Source organism: Reyranella sp., assembly GCF_965249915.1.
Lineage (GTDB): Bacteria > Pseudomonadota > Alphaproteobacteria > Reyranellales > Reyranellaceae > Reyranella.
In genome coordinates this window covers 5,256,293-5,275,174 of the sequence record NZ_OZ252257.1, presented here as the reverse complement: position 1 = coordinate 5,275,174, position 18,882 = coordinate 5,256,293, and the positions used below count along the sequence as shown (strand labels likewise).

The 18,882-nt window shown below is 66.2% G+C and carries 10 protein-coding genes and 1 riboswitch; of the genes, 3 read left to right on the top strand and 7 right to left on the bottom strand.

From position 1 onward, the window contains the following. Positions 1-42: 42 nt before the first annotated feature. From ACP15H_RS25870 to thiC, 5 genes are all read right to left on the bottom strand, one after another. Positions 43-1,590, bottom strand: coding sequence for an efflux transporter outer membrane subunit (locus ACP15H_RS25870; RefSeq protein ID WP_425069002.1), 1,548 nt, complete (start codon positions 1,588-1,590; stop codon positions 43-45). Continuing rightward, a complete protein-coding gene (locus ACP15H_RS25865) occupies positions 1,587-4,889 on the bottom strand; it encodes an efflux RND transporter permease subunit (RefSeq protein ID WP_425069001.1) in 3,303 nt (1,100 codons plus the stop codon). Before ACP15H_RS25865 ends, ACP15H_RS25870 begins: the two co-directional genes overlap by 4 nt. After that, on the bottom strand, positions 4,886-8,044 hold the full coding sequence (locus ACP15H_RS25860; protein ID WP_425069000.1) for an MdtB/MuxB family multidrug efflux RND transporter permease subunit: 3,159 nt from the start codon (positions 8,042-8,044) through the stop codon (positions 4,886-4,888). Before ACP15H_RS25860 ends, ACP15H_RS25865 begins: the two co-directional genes overlap by 4 nt. A 12-nt stretch (positions 8,045-8,056) precedes the next feature. Further along, positions 8,057-9,355, bottom strand: a complete 1,299-nt coding sequence (locus ACP15H_RS25855) for an MdtA/MuxA family multidrug efflux RND transporter periplasmic adaptor subunit (RefSeq protein WP_425068999.1) — start codon at positions 9,353-9,355, stop codon at positions 8,057-8,059. 160 nt (positions 9,356-9,515) lie between these two features. Next, positions 9,516-11,333, bottom strand: a complete 1,818-nt coding sequence (gene thiC, locus ACP15H_RS25850; RefSeq protein ID WP_425068998.1) for a phosphomethylpyrimidine synthase ThiC — start codon at positions 11,331-11,333, stop codon at positions 9,516-9,518. Between the two features lie 47 nt (positions 11,334-11,380). Then, positions 11,381-11,510: riboswitch (TPP riboswitch) on the bottom strand. Positions 11,511-11,636: 126 nt separating this feature from the next. On the opposite strand from thiC, the gene ACP15H_RS25845 reads away from it, so the two are divergent. Continuing rightward, complete coding sequence (locus ACP15H_RS25845; protein ID WP_425068997.1) at positions 11,637-12,956, top strand: OprD family outer membrane porin; 1,320 nt, start codon at positions 11,637-11,639, stop codon at positions 12,954-12,956. Positions 12,957-13,221: 265 nt separating this feature from the next. After that, positions 13,222-14,550, top strand: coding sequence for an OprD family outer membrane porin (locus ACP15H_RS25840; RefSeq protein WP_425068996.1), 1,329 nt, complete (start codon positions 13,222-13,224; stop codon positions 14,548-14,550). A gap of 112 nt (positions 14,551-14,662) precedes the next feature. On the opposite strand, the gene ACP15H_RS25835 is transcribed toward ACP15H_RS25840, so the two are convergent. Both ACP15H_RS25835 and ACP15H_RS25830 read right to left on the bottom strand, forming a co-directional pair. Then, positions 14,663-15,856, bottom strand: coding sequence for a CaiB/BaiF CoA transferase family protein (locus ACP15H_RS25835; RefSeq protein WP_425068995.1), 1,194 nt, complete (start codon positions 15,854-15,856; stop codon positions 14,663-14,665). 7 nt (positions 15,857-15,863) lie between these two features. Next, positions 15,864-16,790 (bottom strand): glycine/sarcosine/betaine reductase selenoprotein B family protein, encoded by a 927-nt coding sequence (locus tag ACP15H_RS25830; RefSeq protein WP_425068994.1) that lies wholly within the window; start codon positions 16,788-16,790, stop codon positions 15,864-15,866. A 202-nt stretch (positions 16,791-16,992) separates the two neighbouring features. Here ACP15H_RS25830 and ACP15H_RS25825 point away from each other — a divergent pair, with 202 nt between their 5' ends. Continuing rightward, the gene (locus ACP15H_RS25825) at positions 16,993-18,870 is read left to right on the top strand and encodes an extracellular solute-binding protein (RefSeq protein WP_425068993.1); all 1,878 of its coding nucleotides are present in this window, start codon (positions 16,993-16,995) and stop codon (positions 18,868-18,870) included. Positions 18,871-18,882 lie beyond the last annotated feature (12 nt).

Here is an 18,882-nt window from a genome sequence, read left to right as displayed (position 1 = left end):
AGGTCGGGCCTGCCGGCCGCGACCGGAGAAGCAAAATTTTCTCTACTGCCGCGGGGCGGCTGTCGTCTGGCCGGCGGGCGGCGGGAAAGCCGGCGGCGCCGGATTGGCCTGCTTCAGGCCACCGATCGGTACCGGCGGCGGCAAGTCTTCCTGTCGCCAGCCGCCGCCCAGCGCCTTCACGAGGTTGGCGCTGGCCGTGAGCCGGTTGAGGCGGATGGTGAGCAGGGTCTGCTCGGCGGACAGCGCCGCGGTTTGAGTCTGCACCACGGTCGTGTAGGGCACGGTGCCGACCCGATACTGGTTGAGGGAGAGCCGCTCGGCCTCACGGGCCGCCGCAACGGCGGCACGCTGCACCTGCTCCTGCGCGACCAGGATGCGCTGTTGCGCAAGCGCGTCCTCGACCTGCTGGAACGCCGTCAGGATGGTCTGGCGATAGGTGGCGACCGCGGCGTCGTAGCTGGCGCGCGCGCCCTGCACCTGCGCCGCGATGCCGCCGCCGTCGACCAGTGTGCCGGCGACCTGCGGCCCGACCGACCAGGCGGCGGTGCCGAGCTGCAGCAGCGACCCCAGCCCGCCGCTCAGGAAGCCGATCGTCGCGCCGAGCGAGATCTGCGGATAGTAGGCCCCTTTGGCAACGCCGATCTGCGCATTGGCTGCCGCCATCTGGCGCTCGGCCGCGGCAATGTCGGGCCGCCGCTCCAGCAGGGTCGAGGGCACGCCCGAATCGACCGTGGGCACGGTGAGCAGCGTCGGGCCCGGTTCGATGGTCACCTCCGACGGCGCCTTGCCGACCAGGAGCGCGATCGCATGTTCGAGCAGCGCCCGGTTGATGGCTTCGTTCACGAGCTGCGCGCGCGTCTGTTCATACTGCGTCTGGGCCTGCACGAGGTCGACCCGCGAGACGATGCCGGCGTCGACCTGGTTCTGGGCGATCTGCATCGAGCGCAGATAGGCCGCGACGGTCGCCTCGTAGAGCCGCTTGCGATCGTCGGAGATGCGCAGCGAGGCATAGTTCGTCACGAGATCGGTCTGCGCCGAGAGCCGCGCATTGGCCAGATCGGCATCGCTGGCCTGCGCTGACGCCGAATCGCTCTCGACCTGGCGGCGCAACGTGCCCCACAGGTCGATCTCCCAGGTGAGCGTGCCGCCGGTCGAGAACTGGCCCACCGTGGAATCGTACCGCGTCACCGTCGAGGTGCTGCTGGTGCTGGTGCCGCGCTGGCCGCCGGTGCCGGTCTGCTGGGCCGACCCGGTCCCGGTGATGCTGGGATAGAGCGCCGACTGATCCTGCCGGATGGTCGCCCGCGCCCGGCGATAGTTGGCCTCGAAGACCTTCAGGTTCTGGTTGGAGACGTCGATCTGGGCGGCCAGCCTGTCGAGAGTCGGATCGCCGTAGACCCGCCACCAGTGCCCGCGATCCGCGCCGTCGCTCGGCTGGGCCGGACGGAACAGCGAAGCCGTACCCGGCGGCAGCTCGGCTTCCTTGTACTGCGGCGCCACCGCACTGGCCGGCGGCGCGCGCTCGTAGTCCGGCCCGACGAGGCAGCCCGAGACCAGCAGCAGGGGAAGAAGCGCCGCGCTGCGCCTCATGCCGGCACTCCGCCGCTACCCATGGCGCGCGCGACGCGGCTCGGCTGTTCGCGGTCGCGGCGGCGGAAGCGGTCGAGATAAAGATAGATCACGGGTGTGGTGTACAAGGTCAGGATCTGACTCACGATGAGGCCGCCGATAATCGAGATGCCGAGGGGGCGACGCAATTCCGCGCCATCGCCGTAGCCGATGGCCAGCGGCAGGGCGCCGAGGATTGCCGCCATGGTCGTCATGAGGATCGGCCGGAAGCGCAGGAGCGCGGCCTGGTGGATCGCCACCGCAGGCTCGAGTCCCTCGCCGCGTTCGCGCTCGAGCGCGACGTCGATCATCATGATGGCGTTCTTCTTCACGATGCCGATCAGCAGCAGCACGCCGATCATGGCGATGATGCTGAACTCCACGCCGGTGAATTTCAGCGCGAGCAGCGCGCCGATGCCGGCCGACGGCAGGGTCGAGAGGATCGTGATGGGATGGATGTAGCTCTCGTAGAGAATGCCCAGCACGATGTAGACGGCCGCCAGCGCCGCCAGCACCAGCAGCAGCTGGTTGTTGAGCGAATCCTGGAAGGCGCGGGCCGTGCCCTGGAAGGCCCCGTGCAGGGTGGTGGGGACGCCGATGTCGCGCATCGTATCGTTCACGAACTGCACGGCATCGCTCAACGTCTTGCCCGGCGCCAGGTTGAAGGAAACGGTGCTGGCCACGAACATGCTCTGATGGTTCACGGCGAGCGGCGTCGTGCCGTAATCCCAGCGCGTCACCGCCGACAGCGGCACCAGCGTCTCCGGCGTCGTGCTGACCGCGGCCCCCGTGGACGCCGAACTGCGGCCGCTGGCGGCGATCTGGTTGGTGCGCAGATTGCGGGCCGCCTGGGCCGGATCGATGGTCTGCGCGCCGGTGCCGGCCGCCCCGCTCGACGTGGAAGTCGTGGTCGAGGAGGCGATGCCGCCGGTCGACTGCGTGCCGCTCAAGGCCCCGCCGGACTTGCTGACATAGATGTCCTTGAGCGACTCGGGGCTCTCCCACCATTGCGGCGCCACTTCCATGACCACGTGATACTGGTTGAGGGCGTTGTAGATGGTCGAGACCTGACGCTGGCCGAAGGCATCGTAGAGCGTCGCCGAAATGCTGCGCGTCGATATGCCGAGACGACTCGCCGCGTCGCGGTCGATCGTCAGGTTGAGCTGCAGCCCGCGCTGCTGCTGGTCGGAATCGACGTCGGTGATCACCGAGGTGTCGGCCTGCAGCGCCTGGGTGAGCCGCGGCCCCCAGGTATAGAGATCGGGCAGCGAGTCGGCCTGCAGGGTGAACTGGTACTGCGCATTGCCCTGGCGCCCGCCCACACGGATGTCCTGCACGGCCTGCAGGAACAGCATGGCGCCGGGGACCTGGTTGAGCTTGGGACGCAGCCGCGCAATCACCTGGTCGGCCGTGGCGTCGCGTTCGGCGAGCGGCTTGAGGGTCGCGAAGAGGAATCCCGAATTCGTCTGGCCGCCACCGGTGAAGCCGGCCACGCTCTCGATTGCCGGATCGGAGCGCACGATCTCGACGAACTGGCGGAACTTGCGGCGCATCGCCTGGAAGGAAATGCTCTGGTCGGCGCGGATGCCGCCCATGATGCGGCCGGTGTCCTGCTGCGGAAAGAAGCCCTTGGGAATTGTCACGTAGAGATGGATGTTGAGCAGCACGGTCGCCAGGAACACGAACATGGTGAGCAGCGGATGGCGCAGCACCAGCCCGAGGCTGCGGCCGTAGAGGCGCTGCAGCCCGCCCAGGCCGCGCTCGCTCAGGCGGGCGAAGAAGCCGGGTTTGTGATTCGCGCCCGGTGCCCGCAGAACGTGGGCGCACATCATCGGTGTGGTGGTCAGCGACACGACCATGGAGATGAGGATGGCCACCGACAGGGTCACGGCGAACTCGCGGAACAGCCGGCCGACGATGCCGCCCATCAGCAGGATCGGGATGAAGACGGCGATCAGCGAGATGCTCATCGAAACGACGGTGAAGCCGACCTCGCGCGCGCCTTTCAGCGCCGCCTCGATCCGCGACATGCCGTCCTCGAGATGGCGGGTCACGTTCTCGAGCACGATGATCGCGTCGTCGACCACGAAACCCGCCGCGATGGTCAGCGCCATCAGCGACAGGTTGTTCAGGCTGAAGCCCAGCAGGTACATGCCGCCGAAGGTGGCGACCAGCGATACCGGAACGGTCACCGCGGCGATGAAGCCGGCGCGGGCCGAGCGCAGGAAGGCGAAGGTTACCAGCACGACCAGGACGACGCCGATCACCAGCGCCTGCTCGACTTCCTTGAGAGCGGCCCGAATCGTGGTCGTGCGGTCGCTCACCACCTGAAGCTCGACGTCGTTCGGCATCGAGGCCTGCAGCTCGGGCAGCAGCGCCTTTATCTCGTCGACCGTCTCGATGATGTTCGCGTTGGGCTGCTTGTAGATGATGACCAGCACCGAACGCTTGCCGTTGGCCTGGCCTTCGTTGCGGATGTTCTCCGTCGAATCGATGACCTCCGCCACGTCCGAGAGCCGGACCGGCGCCCCGTTGCGCCAGGCGATGATGAGCGAGCGGTACTCGGCGGCGACGGTCGCTTGGTCGTTGGAATAGATCTGGAAGCGCCGGTCGCCGACCTCGATGGCGCCCTTGGGCGAGTTGGCATTGGCGGCGGCCAGCGCCGCACGCACGCTTTCAAGGCCGATCCCGTATTTGTTGAGCGCCGTCGGGTTGAGCTCGACCCGCACCGCCGGCAGCGAACTGCCGCCCAGCTGCACCTGGCCGACGCCGCTCACCTGGCTGAGTTTCTGCTGCAGGATGTTGGAGCCGGCATCGAACAGCCGGCCCTGGCCCAGCGTGTTCGAGGTCAGCGCGATCACCATGACCGGTGCATCCGCGGGATTGATCTTGCGGTACTGCGGATTGCTGCGCAGGTCGGTCGGCATGTCCGCACGGGCAGCGCTGATGGCTGCCTGGACGTCGCGGGCGGCGCCGTCGATGTCGCGCGACAGGTCGAACTGCAGGGTGATGCGCGAATTGCCCACGGTGCTGGACGAGGTGATCTCGCTGACGCCCGCGATCGCTCCGAGCCGCCGTTCGAGAGGTGTCGTCACGCTGGTCGCCACCGTCTCCGGCGACGCGCCCGGCAGGGTCGCCGTGACCTGGATGGTCGGGAAGTCGATCTTGGGCAACGGCGAGACCGGCAGGCCGAAGAACGCCACCAGTCCGGCGAGCGCCAGCCCGATCGTCAGCAGGGTCGTGGCGACGGGGCGCGCGATGAAGGGCGCCGACAGGTTCACGGCGTGCCCTCTCCCGCCTCGGCGCGCACGGGATGGAGCGGCGTGTCGATCGGCATGCCGCGCAGGCGGCGTCCCAGCCGGTCGAAGGCGAGATAGATCACCGGCGTGGTGAAGAGCGTCAGCATCTGGCTGACGATCAGGCCGCCGACGATGGTGAGGCCGAGCGGCTGGCGCAGCTCCGAGCCCGTGCCGCTGCCCAGCATCAGCGGCAGCGCGCCGACGAGGGCCGCCACCGTGGTCATCAGGATCGGCCGGAAGCGCAGCAGGCAGGCCTGGTGGATCGCCTCGCGCGGGGTCTTTCCTTCATTGCGTTCGGCGTCGAGCGCGAAGTCGATCATCATGATCGCGTTCTTCTTCACGATGCCGATCAGCAGCACGATGCCGATGATGGCCACGATGCTGAGGTCGGTGCCGGCCAGCATGAGGGCGAGCAGCGCGCCGATGCCCGCCGAGGGCAGGGTCGAGAGGATCGTGATCGGATGGATGTAGCTCTCGTAGAGCACGCCCAGCACGATGTAGACGGTGACGATGGCGGCCAGGATCAGGAGGAGCTGGCTGTCGAGCGACTTCTGGAAGGCCAGCGCCGCGCCCTGGAAATGCGTCGTGATCGAGCGCGGCATGCCGATCTCATGCTGGGCGGCGACGATGGCGTCGACCGCCTGACCCAGCGCGAAGCCCTGCGCCAGGTTGAAGGAGATGGTGGTGGCCGGGAACTGGCCGAACCGGTCGAGACGCAGCGGCGCGGTGCGCTCCTCGAACGTCGCGATCGCCGACAGCGGCACCTGCTTGGTGCCCGTCGAACTCGGCAGATAGAGATCGTTGAGCGAGGCGATCGAGCGGGCCATCTCGGGCTCGACCTCGTAGATGACCCGATACTGGTTGGACTGCGTGTAGACGGTCGACACGATGCGCTGGCCGAACACGTCGTAGAGCACGTTGTCGACCGTGGCGGCGGTGATGCCGAAGCGCGCCGCCGCATCCCGGTCGATGCGGATGAACATCGACAGGCCCTTGTTCTGCAGGTCGCTCGTCACGTCGACGAGTTCCGGCAGCTTCTCCAGGCGATCCATCAGGCGCGGCACCCAGGTATCGAACTCGGCCGCGTTGGCCGATTCGAGGACGAACTGGTACTGCGTGCGGCTGACCGCCGAATCGATCGTGAGATCCTGGGCCGGCTGCATGTAGAGCGAGATGCCCTGGACTCCCGAGGTCTCGCGCTGCAGCCGGCGGATCACCTGGGTCGCCGTCAGCGAGCGTTCGCCGCGCGGCTTCAGGTTGATCAGCATGCGGCCCGAGTTGAGGGTCGGATTGGTGCCGTCGACGCCCACGAAGGACGTCAGGCTTTCGACGTCGGAATCCTTGAGGATCGCCTCGGCCAGGGCACGCTGGCGCTCGCTCATCGAGGCGAAGGACACGCTCTGCGGTCCTTCCGTCACCGCCTGGATCAGGCCGGTGTCCTGAACCGGGAAGAAGCCCTTGGGAATGACGATATAGAGCACCACCGTCAGGACCACCGTGCCGACCGCGACCAGCAGCGTCAGCGCCTGATGCCGGAACACCACGATCAGGCAGCGATCGTAGAAGCGGATGACGCGGGAAAACCATCCCGTGCCCATCGTCTCGGACTCGGCCGTGGCGATCGGCGCCTTGTCCTGCGGTGCCGCCGGCGCATGCGGCCGCTGGCGCAGGAACTGGGCGCACAGCATCGGCACGAGGGTGAGCGACACCACGGCGGAGATCAGGATGGTGACGGACAGGGTGACGGCGAACTCGCTGAACAGGCGGCCGACCACGTCGCTCATGAACAGCAGCGGGATCAGCACCGCGATCAGCGAGACGGTGAGCGACACGACCGTGAAGGCGATCTGTTTCGAGCCCTTGAGCGCCGCCGCCTTCGGATCCTCGCCGCGCTCGATGTAGCGCGCGATGTTCTCGATCATCACGATGGCGTCGTCGACCACGAAGCCCGTGGCGATGGTGAGCGCCATGATTGACAGGTTGTTGAGGCTGAAATCGGCGAGGTACATCACCGCCAGCGTGCCGACGAGCGACAAGGGCACCGAGAGGCTCGGGATGATCGTCGCCCGCGCATCGCCCAGGAAGGCAAAGATCACCGCCACGACCAGGATGACGGCGAAGCACAGTTCGATCTGCACGTCGCGGACGGAAGCCCGGATGGTCAGCGTCCGGTCGGTCAGGACGGTGATGTCCAGCGAATTGGGGAGCGTCTCCCGCAGGGTCGGCAGCAGCGCCTTGATGCGGTCCACGACCTCGATGACGTTGGCGCCCGGCTGGCGCTGGACGTTCACGATCACCGCCTGGGTGTTGTTCGCCCAGGCCGCGATCCGGGTGTTCTCCTGGCCTTCCTCGACCGTGGCCACGTCGCGGATGCGCACCGGCGCGCCGTTGCGATAGGCCACGATGATGTCGCGGAACGTGTCGGGATCGGTGATCTGGTCGTTGGCGTTGATGGTGAGGGCCCGCGCCGGCCCGTCGAAATTGCCCTTGGGCGTGTTGACGTTGGCGTTGGAGATCGTGGTGCGCAGGTCGTCGATGTTGAGGCCGTAGGCGGCGAGCGCCGCGGGGTTGGCGCGGATGCGCACGCCGGGCTTCTGTCCGCCCTCGAGATTGACCAGGCCGACGCCGGGAAGCTGCGAGATCTTCTGGGCGAGGCGCGTGTCGACCAGGTCGTGCACCTTGGTGAGCGGTTCGCTCTTGGAGGTGACCGCGAGTGTCAACACCGGCGCGTCGGCCGGATTGAACTTGGCGTAGATCGGCGGTGACGGCAGGTCGCCCGGCAGGAGATTGCCGGCGGCATTGATGGCGGCCTGGACCTGCTGCTCCGCGATGTCGAGCCCGAGCTTGAGGTCGAACTGCAGGGTGATCGACGAGGCGCCGGCCGAGCTGGTCGACGTCATCTGGTTGAGGCCCGGCATCTGCCCGAACTGGCGTTCCAGCGGCGCGGTGACCGAGGTGGTCATCACCTCCGGGCTGGCGCCTGGATAGAGCGTCAGGACCCGGATCGTGGGGTAGTCGACCTGCGGCAAGGCCGACAGCGGGAGGAAACGATACGCGATGATGCCGACCAGCATGATCGCAACCATGAAAAGCGAGGTTGCGACGGGCCGTTCGATGAAGATCCGCGACGGATTCATGTCGCGGCCGCTCTACTGGTTGGTTTGCGTAGCCGGCCGGCCGACGCCGCTGCCGGGAGGCGCTCCGGCGCCGCCATTGGCCTGCTGCCGGCGGCGCTGCCCCTCTGCCGGCGCGTTGGGCGCCTGGGCGTCGGGCGGCGCGTTGGCGACCGGCGAACCGGCCGAGGCGCGCGGCGTGGGAGTCGGCTTGCGGATCTTGGCGCCGTCGCGCAGGCGGTCGACACCGTCGATCACGACCTGGTCGCCGACCTGGAGGCCCTTGAGGATCGCCACCTTCTCGCCGTCCGTCGCCCCGAGTTCGACGACGCGGATCTCCACCGAATCGTCGGCCTTCGCCAGGTACACGAAGGTGCCGGGCTGGCCGCGCTGGATGGCCGCGACCGGCACGACGACGGCATCCTTCACCGTGTCGGCCAGCAGGCGGATGTTCACGAACTGGTTGGGGAACAGGGATTCATCGGCATTGTCGAAGATCGCGCGCAGCTTCACGGTGCCGGTCGTCTGGTCGATCACATTGTCCGTGGTGTCCAGGCGACCGACGGCCAGCTCGTTCTTCTGCGAACGATCGAGGGCGCGTACTTCGAGATTCTCGCCGGTCTTCAGCCGTTGACGCACCAGCGGCAGGGAATCTTCGGGAATCGTGAACAGGACCGAGATCGGCTGCACCTGGATGATCACGCAGATGCTGCTCGCGTCGCCCATGGTGACGTAGTTGCCCTTGTCGACCATGCGCAGGCCGATCTTACCGGTGAGCGGCGCGACGATCCGCGTGTAGGTGACGTTGAGCTTGGCGGCGTCGACCTGCGCCTGGTCGATGACCAGTGCCGCCTCGTACTGGCGGACCAGCGACGTCTGCGTGTCGTATTGCTGCCGCGCGATCGAGTCCTGCTGCACCAGCTTGCGATAGCGTTCGAGGTCCATCTGCGCGTTCTTGAGCAGCGCCTCGTCGCGCTGCTGCTGGCCGATCGCCTGCTGCAGGGCCACGTCGTAGGGCCGCGGATCGACCTGGGCGAGCAGCTCGCCCTTCTTCACCATCTGGCCTTCCTGGAAGTAGACCTCGGTGAGCTGACCGGTGATCTGGGTCTTCACGTTGACGGTCTGGAGCGGCGTCACGGTGCCCAGCGCGCGCAGCACGATGGGGATTTCGCCCTTGCTGGCGGTCGCCAGGCCCACGGGCACCGCCGCGCCGGCGGCAAAACGGCCCCCCTGACGAGGCGGTGATGCAGTGCCGGACTGCGATATGTACCAGCCCGCGCCAGCCACGATGGCCAGCCCGAAACCGATCCCGAGGAGGGTTCGCAGCCGCTTCATTTGTCCAACACACCCCAGAATATACAGCCCGTTTCACATACGAGCTGAGCGCGCGGAGTCTCCCCCACGTAAATGGCAGACGCAAGGCGACAGGCGCAGACCGGGGAGTGCAACGTCCGAGAGGCCGAAAAGACCCCTCGGACCCCGAACTAAAACGTCCCTATTCGACGGGCTTGCCCTCGACGTAGAGGCTGCCGCCCCCGGCACGGAATTTGGCGCTCATCTCGTCCATGCCTTTCTTCGCGTAGTCCCGAATGTCCTGGGTGATACGCATGGAGCAGAACTTCGGACCGCACATCGAGCAGAAATGCGCGGTCTTGTGGGCCTCCTTGGGCATCGTCTCGTCGTGGAACTTCTCGGCCGTGGCGGGATCGAGCGAGAGGTTGAACTGGTCGCGCCAGCGGAAGTCGAACCGCGCCCGGGACAGGGCATCGTCGCGCAGGCGGGCCGCCGGATGGCCCTTCGCCAGATCGGCGGCATGAGCCGCTATCTTGTAGGTGATGACCCCGACCTTCACATCATCTCGATCCGGCAGGCCGAGATGCTCCTTGGGCGTCACGTAACAGAGCATCGCCGTACCGAACCAGCCGATCATCGCGGCGCCGATGCCCGAGGTGATGTGGTCGTAGCCCGGCGCGATGTCGGTGACGAGCGGCCCCAGCGTGTAGAACGGCGCCTCGCCGCATTCGCGGAGCTGCTTGTCCATGTTGGCCTTGATCTTGTGCATGGGCACGTGGCCAGGCCCCTCGATCATGACCTGGCAGCCCTTGTCCCAGGCGACCTTGGTGAGTTCGCCCAGGGTCTCCAGCTCGGCGAACTGTGCGGCGTCGTTGGCGTCGGCGTTGCAGCCCGGCCGGAGCCCGTCGCCCAGCGAGAAGGAGACATCGTACTTGCGCATGATGTCGCAGATGTCGCCGAAATGCTCGTAGAGGAAGCTCTCGCGATGCTCGGTGAGGCACCACTGCGCCATCATCGAGCCGCCGCGGCTCACGATTCCGGTGACCCGGCTGGCCGTCAGCGGCACGTGCGCGAGGCGCACGCCGGCATGGATGGTGAAGTAGTCGACACCCTGCTCGGCCTGTTCGATCAGCGTGTCGCGGAAGACTTCCCAGGACAGCTTCGTCGGGTCGCCGCCCACCTTCTCCAGCGCCTGGTAGATCGGCACGGTGCCGATCGGCACCGGCGCATTGCGCACGATCCATTCGCGCGTGTCGTGGATGTTGCGGCCCGTCGAGAGGTCCATGACGGTGTCGGCGCCCCAGCGGATCGCCCACACCATCTTCTCGACCTCTTCCTCCATCGACGAGGAAACGGCCGAGTTGCCGATGTTGGCGTTGATCTTCACCAGGAAATTCCGGCCGATGATCATCGGCTCGAGTTCGGTGTGGTTGATGTTGGCCGGGATGATGGCGCGACCGGAGGCGATTTCCTGGCGCACGAACTCCGGCGTGATGAACGCCGGCAGCGCCGCGCCGAAGCTCTCGCCGTCCGCCAGCCGCGCCTCGGCGCCATCGAGAACCTGCTTGCGGCCGAGATTCTCGCGCGCCGCGACGTAGATCATCTCCTTGGTGATCACGCCGGCCCGTGCCCATTCGAACTGCGTGATCGGCTTGCCGTCGAGGCCGCGCAACGGCCGCGGCGTATGGAGAAACGGCCGCAGCACCGATTCCTTCACGTTGCCGTTGTCGATCGGTTGGATCGCACGACCGGCATAGTCCTCGACGCCGCCGCGCTCCAGGACCCAGGCCCGCCGCGTCTGGGCGAGGCCCTTGCGCACGTCGATCGCAACCTCGGTGTCGGTATAGGGGCCGGTCGTGTCGTAGACGCGTACCGGCGGCTCGGCAGGCGACGACAGCTCGATCTCGCGCAGGGGAACGCGCAGGTCGGGGGCGGCCTCGGGCGTTGCGTAGACCTTGCGGGATGCAGGCAGCGGCCCCGTCGTGACGGTCGGGGCGGTCGTGGTGACGATGGTGTCCATGATGGATCTCCCGTGGCTGGTTGGCAGACGGAGATCCGGTGTTGTCGCGCAAAGGATGTATCCATTCCCTTCGCCGGCATGACCCGGATCAGGTTCAAAGGGTCACCGCGCCGACGCCAGTTGGACTGGCGACCATCGGTATCTCAGCCCCTTGTCGGGACCCCCCTTGGACAGTCAACAGCTTAGGTCGCCTGACAGCCGATCACAAGCTTTCGCAAATTGTCCTGCCAATTGCGCAATTCCTTAACCGCCGCCTTCTAGCGTCGACCGGGTTCGAAAGGATCGGGGACGTCAATGCGCGCAATGCGGCTAGCCGGCGGTGTGGTCCTGGCGTCGCTGGCCCTGCCGGCACCGGCCGTTTTTGCCCAGACGCCCGATCCCTCCCCGGAAGCCCTGCTCGCCGATGGTCTCAAGGGCGAACTGCAGCGCTTTCTCTACGACGACGCGACGGCCGTGCTGCATCTGCGCAGCTACCTGTTCGACCGTCAGAACCAGAAGCCGCCCAGCCTGGCCGCCGCCGTCACCGGCGGTTGGGTGGGCCTGCAGACCGGATGGTTCTACGACACGCTGCAGCTCGGCGCGGTTGGCTACACGACACAGCCGGTCTGGGCACCGCAGGGCCGCGACACCACCTCCGACGGGACTTCGCTGCTCAAGCCGGGGGGATACGGTTACTTCACCCTCGGCCAGGCCTACGCTTCGGCCCGCTGGAACAAGCAGACCGTCACGGTCTTCCGTCAGTATGTCGACGAACTCGAAGTAAATCCGCGCGACGACCGCGAGATCCCGCAGACCTTCGAGGCCTATGCGCTGCGCGGCGCGCTCGGGCCGGTCAATTACTTTGCAGGCTACGTCGCCGCCATGAAGCCGCGCGACTACTCAGCCTTCATCAACATGGGGGAAGCGGCCGGCGCGCCGAACGTGAACAAGGGCATGGGCCTCTTCAGCGCCAAGTACGGCAGCATGAACGACCTGCAGGTCCGCGCCTCGACCTACTACGTCCCGGACATCCTGTGGTCGAGCTACGCCGATGTCGGCGGCACCATCAGGGTGAACGAAGAGCTCCGCGTCGCGCTCGCCGCGCAGTTCGCCGTGCAGGGCAGCAACGGCCTCAACCTTCTCACCGGTACGCCCTTCAGCACTTTCTGGGGCGGCTTCCGCGCCGATGCCTTCTGGGGCCCGATGGCCTTCCGCGTGTCCTACACGCAGATCGGCTCGGCCGCGGCCTGGCGTAACCCCTACGGTATCTTCATAGGCTACAACAAGATGCAGTCGCTGGACTTCAACCGGGCCGGCGAAATGGCCGTGACCGCTGGCGCCAGCTACGATTTCAAGGGCGCTGGTCTTCCCGGCGTGATCTTCCTCGCGACGGCGACCTACGGCGGCAACTCGGTCAATCCCCAGACGCACATGTCGCTATCCAACAACTGGGAATACGACCTCGAACTGGCCATCAAGGGCGACGCCCTGCCGAACGCGCCGGGTTGGCTGAAGCCGTTCAATCTGCGCAACCGCGTCGCCTTCGTGGATCAGTACCTCAACAACACGGTCACCTCCTATACGGAGTACCGCGTGCAGCTGAACTACGAGCTGACCTGGAAGGGTCCGCGCCTTCGTCTGTAAAGGCGCTACTGTCGCCCCGAGCGGCGCGAAGCACCTAACGGAATGCCCAGACGACGACGAGCCCGGCGTGCGATCCCTTCGCTGCGCGCAGGACGACAAAAGAGACTTCTCGACGCTCCCTGGAGCGTTCACGCCTCGAGTGAATCTTTCGGGATTTCCGAGCGGGCGAGAATGTAATGCTGCACCTGTCAAGGCTCAGGATATGCTCACTTGACGTGACCCCCTTAGAAACTCCCCCGGAGAGGGGAAGCCAATGATGCGAACAGTGACGTCAGCTGGCAAGCCGGGCGGGCTGGCATTGGCCCTGCTCGCGATGGCGCCGGTGCAATCCGCCTTTGCGCAGGAAAGCGCACCGCCCGCGGAGGCACCGACGTCCCGGCTCGGCGTGGAACTGCAGCGCTTTCTCTACGATGAGGCGACAGCCGTCCTGCACCTGCGCAGCTACCTGTTCGACCGACAGAACCAGAGGCCTCCCAGCCTGGCCGCCGCCGTCACCGGCGGCTGGGTGGGCCTGCAGACAGGATGGTTCTACGACACGCTGCAGCTCGGCGCCGTCGGTTACACGACCCAACCCCTCTGGGCACCGCAGGGCCGTATCACCACCTCCGACGGCACGTCGCTTCTCAAGCGCGGTGGATACGGCTTCTTCACCCTGGGCCAGGCCTACGCCTCGGCCCGCTGGAATAGGCAGACGGCCACGGTCTTCCGGCAGATTGTCGACGAACTCGAGGTCAATCCACGCGACAATCGCGAGATCCCGCAGACGTTCGAGGCCTATGCGCTGCGCGGCGTGCTCGGACCGGTCAACTACTTCGCGGGCTACGTGGCCGCCATGAAACCCCGCGACGCCTCCGCCTTCATCAACATGGGCCAAGCAGCCGGCGCGTCGCACGTGAACAAGGGCATGGGCCTCTTCAGCGTGAAGTACGGCGACATGAACGAGGTGCAGGTCCGCGCTTCGACGTATTATGTCCCGGATATTCTGTGGTCGAGCTACGCCGATGTCGGCGGCACGATCAAGGTGAACGGGGATTTGCGCGTGCAGCTCGCCGGCCAGTTCGCCGTGCAGGGCAGCAACGGCATGAACCTCCTCACCGGCCAGCCCTTCAGCACCTTCTGGGGCGGCTTCCGCGCCGATGCGTTCTGGGGCCCGATGGCCTTCCGCGTCTCATATACCCAAATCGGCTCGGCCGCGGCCTGGCGCAACCCATACGGCATCTTCATCGGCTACAACAAGATGCAGTCGCTGGACTTCAACCGGGCCGGCGAGATGGCGGTGACGGCGGGCGCCAGCTACGACTTCAAGGGCGTGGGCCTGCCGGGTTTCGTCTTCCTCGCGACGGCGACCTACGGCGGCAACTCGGTCAATCCCCAGACGCACGCGTCGCTGTCCAACAACTGGGAGTACGATCTCGAACTGGCCATCAGGGGCGACGCCATGCCGAACGCGCCCGATTGGCTGAAACCGTTCAATCTGCGCAACCGCGTCGCCTTCGTTGACCAGTACCTCGACAATACGGTCACCTCCTATACGGAGTACCGCGTGCAGCTGAATTACGAGCTGACCTGGAAAGGTCCGCGCCTGCGAAAGTGACGGCACTCTTGCTGGGTTATCGTCGTGCTGAGCGCAGCGAAGGACCTAGCCGAGCGACCAGACGGCTACTTTGCTTGCGTGAGATCCTTCGCTTCGCTCAGGATGACAAAAGCTAGACGACCAGCGCGCTGCGCATCTCGGCGATGTCGGCGTCGGAATAGCCGGCTTCCTTCAGCACCTCGTCGGTATGCTGGCCGAGCGTCGCCGGCGGGCGGTCGATCGAGCCGCCGCCATGTTCCAGCCGGAAGCCCGAGCCGACGACCTTGATCGGTCCATGCTCGGTCTCGACCGTCTGCAGCACCGTGCGGTGCTTGAAGAGGTCGAGCTGCGCGGTCTCGGGGATGCTGTGCACGCGGCCGGCCGGCACGTCGGCCTTGGCGAACCGCTCGATCCAGACCCCCGAATCCTCGGTCTTCATCGCCCCTTCGACGATTTCGTGCAGGGCAGTGTTGTTGGCGATGCGCGTGCCCCAGTCGACGAAGCGCGGATCGTCCAGCACCTCTTCGTGGCCCAGCACCTTCATCAGGCGCTTGAACTGCGGATCGGTCATGACGGCCAGCACGATCCAGCCGTCCTTCGTCTTGAAGAGATTGCCCGTGGGCTTGCGCGTCACCGACAGGTTGGCGGCCTGACCGTGGACGCGGCCGGTCATCAGATGCTCGGTGAACTGCTGGGCGAGATAGCCCATCACGGAGTCGATCATGGCGACGTCGACGAGCTGGCCCTTGCCGGTATGCGTGCGCTGGTACAGCGCCGACGCGATGCCCAGCGCCGCGGTCGCGCCCGACATCACGTCGGCACCGGCGAAACCCACGCGTGTGGGGCCATTGTTCTCGAAGCCGGTGATCGACATCAGGCCGGACATGGCCTGGATCATGCCATCGAAGGCTGCGGTCTTGGACTCAGGGCCGACCTGCCCGAAGCCCGACACGGCGCAGTAGATCAGCTTCGGATTGATCTTCTTCAGCGTCTCGTAACCGATGCCGAGCTTGTCCATCACGCCCGGCCGGAAATTCTCGACGACCACGTCCGCGGTCTCGACCAGGCGCTTGACGACCTCGATCGCCTTGGGCTGCTTGAGATCGAGCGTGATCGAGCGCTTGTTGCCGTTCACCGCGACCCAGGGCGCCGCCAGGCCGCGCTTCTCCCAGTCGTTGGACCGGGTGCCGAAGCGCATGTCGTCGCCTTCGCGCGACTCGATCTTGACCACGTCGGCGCCGAGCAGGGCGAGCTGGTAGGAGCTGTAGGGCCCCGCCAGTACGCGCGTGAAATCGACGACCTTTACGCCCGTAAACGGCTTGCTCATGTCACTCCTACGCCACGCCCGCCTGCTTGCGCTGGTTGAGCGCGACCTGCTTCACCTTGTCGAATTCGGCACGCCGCTTGGCGACCTCTTCGGGGCTCATGCGCTCGATGTTGTTGTAGTCGTTCTTCCAATCCCCGTCTTCGGTCCAGCGCAGCGGCGACTGAACCGTCGTGCGCGGGCCGACGGCGCTTTCCAGCACCTTCAACGCCAGATCGAGCGTGAAGCGCTGGGTATCGGGCTCGTGCGGCTTGCCGCAGGAATTGCCGAGCGGGAAATCGCTGAACAGGAAGCGGGGCACGCCCACCCATTCGACGATGTCCTTCGCCGCTCCCATCACCACGGTGGGTATGCCGTTCCGTTCCAGATATCGTGCGACCAGACTCACGGTCTGGTGACAGACGGGTCATGTAGGGACGAGCAACGCGGCGTCGACCTGGTCCTGCCGGCAGCGCGCCAGGATCTCGGGCGCATCGGTTTCGAGAGTGACGCGCTGGCTGCGGTTGGTCGGCGCGCCGTGGAAACGGGCCGCCAGCTTGAAACGACCCTCCCGGGCAAACTCGCGCATCAGCGGCAGCGGGAACCAGGTGTTGCTGTCGGTCGCCGTCGTGTGCTTGCGGTCGTAGCCGATGTGGGAAATGCGGGTGTCGTGATCCTCGGACGTATCGCCCGAATAGACCGAATAGAACTTGGCGGCGGCATTGTAGAGCGCACCGGGGCCCTGATCGCCCTTGTCCGGCTGGTACGGCGCCGCCGTGGAGATCAGCGCCAGGGTGCTGTCCTTCAACGGCTTCTTCAGCGGCTGGAAGGGCGAGTCGGTGTAGTGCGCCCAGCGGTAGGGATTGTCGTATCCCAAGGCGAGGTAATACTCGCGGGTGCGGCGCATGTATTCGAGCGGGGTGTCGAATTCCGGCGCAAAGTTCATCGTGTCGACCATGACCGAAAACTGAGCGTTGGGGCGTGCGAAGTCAAACGAGCAGACGCCGGTGTTCGCATGACGATATGTCGGGCAGGCAGGACAAAGCCGGCGTTCCAGCCATTGGGAAACCTGACCCCGATGTAACCGCCCGGCCATAGTGCCGCCCAACTCCCTCGCGCTATATATGAAACGACACCGGACAGGCTGGGGAGCGCACCGCATGGCGATCAAACGGCGCAGCATATTGGCAGGCGGCGCGGCCCTTTGGGTCGGCGCGCCGGCGATTCTGCGGGCCCAGAGCCCGGCAGCTCCCGCTGCGGGCGCTAAGGCTGCGGCGGATGCGATCCATGTCAGTCACGGTTTCGCCATGCACGGCGAGCCCAAGTACAAGGCCGACGCCGGCCCGCCCGATTATGTGAACCCCAGCGCCCCCAAGGGCGGCAGCGTCCGGTTGGGCGCCCGCGGCACCTTCGATTCGCTGCACCCCTTCATCGTGAAGAGCGTCCCGGCCGCCGGCATCACCCAGCTCTGGGACACGCTGTGCTGGAATTCGCGGGACGAGGCCTCGACCGAGTACGGCCTGATCGCCGAGACCATCGAATGGCCCGAGGACCGGTCGTGGGCCGCCTTCACCCTCCGGCCGCAGGCACGCTGGCACGACGGCAGCCCGATCACGGTCCAGGACGTGATCTTCTCGCTCGACATCCTGAAGTCGAAGGGCCTGCCGAACTATGCCTTCTACTACAACGACGTGCTGAAGGCCGAGAAGGTCGGCGACCGCAAGGTGAAGTTCACCTTCCGCGACAACACCAACAAGGAGCTGCCGCTAATCATCGGCCAGCTCCCGATCCTGCCCTCCAAATGGTGGGCCAGCCGCGACTTCGAGAAGGTTTCGCTCGAGCCCGCGCTCGGCAGCGGCCCCTACAAGGTCGACTCCTTCGATGTCGGCCGCTCAATCGCCTATCGCCGCGTCGACGACTGGTGGGCGAAGGATCTCTGGATGAATCGCGGCCGCAACAACTTCGACGTCGTCCGCTACGAATATTATCGCGACGTCACCGTCCAGTTCGAGGCCTTCAAGGGCGGCGACCTCGACATGCGCCAGGAGAACATCGCGCGGAACTGGGCGACGGCCTATGACATCCCGGCGGTGCGCGACGGCCGCATCCAGCGCGCCGAGATTCCGCACGAACTGCCGACCGGCATGCAGTGCTTCGCCTTCAACACGCGCCGCGACTATTTCAAGGACAGGCGTGTGCGCGAGGCGATCTCGACGATGTTCGACTTCGCCTGGGCGAACAAGAACCTGTTCTACGGCATGTACAAGAGGAACATCTCGTTCTTCGGGAACTCGGAGCTCGCCTCTTCGGGGCTGCCGACGGCCGCCGAACTGAAGTACCTCGAACCCCTGCGCGGCAAGATCCCGGAAGAGGTCTTCACCAAGGAGTTCGTGCTGCCGGAGACCGACGGGACCGGCAATGTCCGCGACCTCGCGCGCAAGGCGCTGGCCCTCCTGAAGGAAGCCGGCTGGGAGATCAAGGACGGCAAGATGACGGAGACGAAGACGGGCCGGAAGCTCGCCTTCGAGATGCTCCTGGGCGACGCCAGCTTCGAGCGCGTCGTCCTGCCCTACAAGCAGAACCTCGAGCGCATCGGCATCGACATGACCGTGCGGACGGTCGACACCGCGCAGTTCAAGCGCCGCGAGGACGAGTTCGACTTCGACATGATGGTGGACGGCTTCGGCCAGTCGCTGTCCCCGGGCAACGAGCAACGCGACTTCTGGGGCTCGACCGCTGCCGACAGCAAGGGCAGCCGCAACACGATCGGCATCAAGGATGCCGCGATCGATTCCCTCATCGAGACGCTGATCGGCGCGCCCGACCGCGAAAGCCTGATCAACGTCACGCGCGCGCTCGACCGCGTGCTGCTGTGGAGCAGCTTCGTCGTGCCCAACTGGCACAGCAACACCGCCTACGTCGCCTACTGGAACCGGTTCGGCCGGCCGGCCAAGAGCGCCAAATACGCTCCGGTCGCCTTCGATACCTGGTGGATCGACGAGGCCAAGGACCGCGCCCTGCAGCGCGACAGGAAATAGGCGTCCGCCCAC